At 37.0% G+C, this 3,270-nt stretch carries 2 protein-coding genes, 8 tRNA genes and 2 rRNA genes; all 12 read left to right on the plus strand.

Annotated elements, in window-relative coordinates:
- A 23S ribosomal RNA gene (locus tag FGK85_RS14835) occupies positions 1-169 on the plus strand; the annotation flags it as partial.
- Positions 170-353: 184 nt separating this feature from the next.
- Positions 354-470 (plus strand): 5S ribosomal RNA (rrf, locus tag FGK85_RS14840).
- 5 nt (positions 471-475) lie between these two features.
- Positions 476-550, plus strand: a tRNA-Glu gene (locus FGK85_RS14845).
- 12 nt (positions 551-562) lie between these two features.
- Positions 563-646 (plus strand) — tRNA-Leu (locus FGK85_RS14850).
- 9 nt (positions 647-655) lie between these two features.
- A tRNA-Gly gene (locus FGK85_RS14855) sits at positions 656-729 on the plus strand.
- A gap of 17 nt (positions 730-746) precedes the next feature.
- Positions 747-823: transfer RNA gene (locus FGK85_RS14860), tRNA-Arg, on the plus strand.
- 9 nt (positions 824-832) lie between these two features.
- Positions 833-907 (plus strand) — tRNA-Gln (locus FGK85_RS14865).
- Positions 908-954: 47 nt separating this feature from the next.
- Positions 955-1,030: transfer RNA gene (locus tag FGK85_RS14870), tRNA-Gly, on the plus strand.
- A gap of 173 nt (positions 1,031-1,203) precedes the next feature.
- Positions 1,204-1,275 (plus strand) — tRNA-Glu (locus FGK85_RS14875).
- Positions 1,276-1,301: 26 nt separating this feature from the next.
- Positions 1,302-1,376, plus strand: a tRNA-Gln gene (locus tag FGK85_RS14880).
- A gap of 308 nt (positions 1,377-1,684) precedes the next feature.
- Positions 1,685-2,377 (plus strand): DNA/RNA nuclease SfsA, encoded by a 693-nt coding sequence (gene sfsA, locus FGK85_RS14885; RefSeq protein WP_138207908.1) that lies wholly within the window; start codon positions 1,685-1,687, stop codon positions 2,375-2,377.
- Positions 2,378-2,527: 150 nt separating this feature from the next.
- Positions 2,528-3,052: an NAD(+) diphosphatase gene (locus FGK85_RS14890; protein ID WP_138207910.1), complete on the plus strand. Its 525-nt coding sequence runs from the start codon at positions 2,528-2,530 to the stop codon at positions 3,050-3,052.
- Positions 3,053-3,270 lie beyond the last annotated feature (218 nt).

Raw genomic sequence — 3,270 nt, forward strand, 5'->3', positions numbered from 1 at the left:
GGAAGGAATAAACGCTGAAAGCATCTAAGCGTGAAGTCCACCTCAAGATTAGATTTCCCATAGCGTAAGCTAGTAAGACTCCTGGAAGACTACCAGGTTGATAGGTCGGAGGTGTAAGCATGGTAACATGTTCAGCTGACCGATACTAATAAGTCGAGGGCTTGATCAAAAGATAATTGACAGTTGACAGTTGACAATTGACAATTGTCAATTAAAAGATTCTTCCACACTGTGCAATTTTGAAAGAACAATAAAGTTCTTTTATTCTAGAACCTAGAACCTAGAACCTAGAACCTAGAACCTAGAATCTAGGACCTAGAATCTAGGACCTAGTACCTAATAATTACAAAGAATCTGGTGATTATGGCTTGAAGGTAACACCCCTTCCCATTCCGAACAGGACGGTTAAGCTTCAAAGCGCCGATGGTACTGCAGGGGAAGCCCTGTGGGAGAGTAGGTCGTCGCCAGGTCATTTGGCTCCTTGGTCAAGCGGTTAAGACACCACCCTTTCACGGTGGTAACAGGGGTTCGATTCCCCTAGGAGTCACCATTTTAATATTGTGCAGGTGTGGCGGAATTGGCAGACGCACTAGACTTAGGATCTAGCGCCTACGGCGTGGGGGTTCGACTCCCTTCACCTGCACCAACATATTACGCGGGTGTTGCTCAATGGTAGAGCGCCAGCCTTCCAAGCTGGACACGAGGGTTCGATTCCCTTCACCCGCTCCATTTATGAAATTTATAATGCGTCTTTAGCTCAGTTGGATAGAGCAACGGCCTTCTAAGCCGTGTGCCAGGGGTTCGACTCCCTTAAGACGCACCATTTATTTATTGGGGTGTCGCCAAGCGGTAAGGCACCAGACTTTGACTCTGGCATTCGTAGGTTCGAATCCTGCCATCCCAGCCATAAAGTTTCATGTGAGAAACTTAAATTAAACTTAAATACCATTTTCTGCGGAAGTGGCTCAGTTGGTAGAGCGCCACCTTGCCAAGGTGGATGTCGCGGGTTCGAGTCCCGTCTTCCGCTCCATATAGATTACCTGACATTATTGTCAGGTTTTTTTTATTATATAAAAGTGTAGAATTTACTAAATTATAAAGATTTTAAATAGATTATCCATATACTATTTGATTTTTATATAAACTGGAATATTGACTATTACTTTATACTGTAGTATAATTTGTAAATGTCGGATGAAATATGGCTCCTTGGTCAAGTGGTCAAGACTCCACCCTCTCACGGTGGCATCAGGGGTTCGAATCCCCTAGGAGTCATTTTTACTTTTTTTGAAATATAATATTGGGGTGTCGCCAAGCGGTAAGGCACGGGACTCTGACTCCCGCACTCGCAGGTTCGAATCCTGCCACCTCAGCCAAATTAAAAAACAAAACTCTTGTTCATTGTAACAGGAGTTTTATTTTTTTATAGAAAACCTCCAAGATTTTGATGGTCATATTAAAGGATGAGCGGGCATTAATATTAGTATCATACCTATTGTGACTTGTTACCTTGTTTTAAGTATTTTCAATTGTATATTTTATAGCAGTTATATAAATTATTATAAAAGTATATGTTATGATATAATTAGTAAAAATAAACTATGTTAATATCTTTAATTAATTGTGGATAAACAAAAAAATATAATTTTGTATGTGGATAAATTGGATAAGGAATGGGTGTATTATGAAAATAGATAAGAATATATTTAAAGCAGAATTTGTGAGAAGACCAAATAGATTTCAAGCATATGTAAAAATAGATGGAGAAGAGCAAATGGTACATGTGCCTAACACAGGAAGATGCAAAGAAATTCTTTTACCGGGCTGTACTATCTTATTAAGGGAAGAAAATAATCCTACACGAAAAACTAAGTACGATTTAATTGCAGGATATAAAGGGGAAAAACTTATAAATATAGATTCACAGGTTCCGAATAAAGTAGTAGAAGAGGCCTTAAGAGAAAATAGAATAGAGTCTTTATCAATGTATACGAATATTCAGCGAGAAAAATTTTTTGGGAATAGTAGATTTGATTTCAAATTAACTGATGATAATGGTCATGAATATTATTTAGAGGTAAAAGGTGTAACTCTTGAAAATGAGGGTATTACAAAGTTTCCTGATGCACCTACAGAAAGAGGAAAAAAACACTTATTAGAGCTTATAGAAGCTAAGAAAAAAGGTCATGGGGCAGGTGTACTTTTTTTAATACAAATTGAAAATGTTAAAAAGTTTATGCCTAATGAAGAAACAGATAAGGAATTTTCAGAAGCATTGAGGTTAGCCCATTCTAATGGAGTAGACATATATGCTTATGATTGTGAACTAGGTGAAGATTTTATAAAATTAAAAGAATCCGTGCCTATTGAGTTATAAACAGAGCTCTTAGCTTCAGATGGAGTTTTTACTCCAACTGAAGGTTAGAGATCGTTATCCAGGGACGTAGCTGCCGTTATCTCCCGCTTTGTTAGAAGTGGGAGTGTTACGGCAGGTAGTCATCGGATAAATAGAGAGGGGGAGAAAAAATTGAAGTTTAAGTATTGTCCTTTGTGTGGAAGAGAACTTGAGGAAAAATATAGTTGGGATGAGGGAGGCGTACCTTATTGTGCCCATGATAATATAATGTATTTTGACACACCTAAGCCTTGTGTGGTAGTAGCTGTTATTAAGGATAATCAAATTCTTTTACTTAAGCAAAGTTATATATTTAAAAATTCTAAAGTGCTAGTTTCGGGATACGTAACAAATGGTGAAACTGTAGAGGAAACGGTATATAGAGAGGTAAAGGAAGAAACAGGTATAACCGTGGGTAATATAAAATATCTAGGAAGTAATTATTTAGCTACTAAGGAAATAATAATGCTTACGTATATGGCAGAATATTTAGATGGAGAAATAAATAAATCCTCAGAAGTTGAGTGGGTGGACTGGAGCAATATTGATGATGCTCTATGTGAAATGCAGGAAGATGAAATAGGAAAAGAAGTGGTTAGAAAAGTACTAAAGGAAATAAAATACTCAGGAAACAAGGCGTATCGCTGCAACTTATAAGAATGTTGCGACGCAACATTCTTATAATTGACAATTGACAATTGACAGTTGACAATTATGGATGTTTTGCTAATGCAAAACTAAAATTAAAAACTTTAGTTCTGCAAAATAAAAAGTCAAATTGGTAATGCTACCAAAAAATAAATATGGCACACCGACGGTTTCCGTGATATATAAAAGTTATTACTCAATTAATCACACGGGAGGTTGTCAGTATG

The organism is Haloimpatiens lingqiaonensis, assembly GCF_901447495.1.
Lineage (GTDB): Bacteria > Bacillota > Clostridia > Clostridiales > Clostridiaceae > Haloimpatiens > Haloimpatiens lingqiaonensis.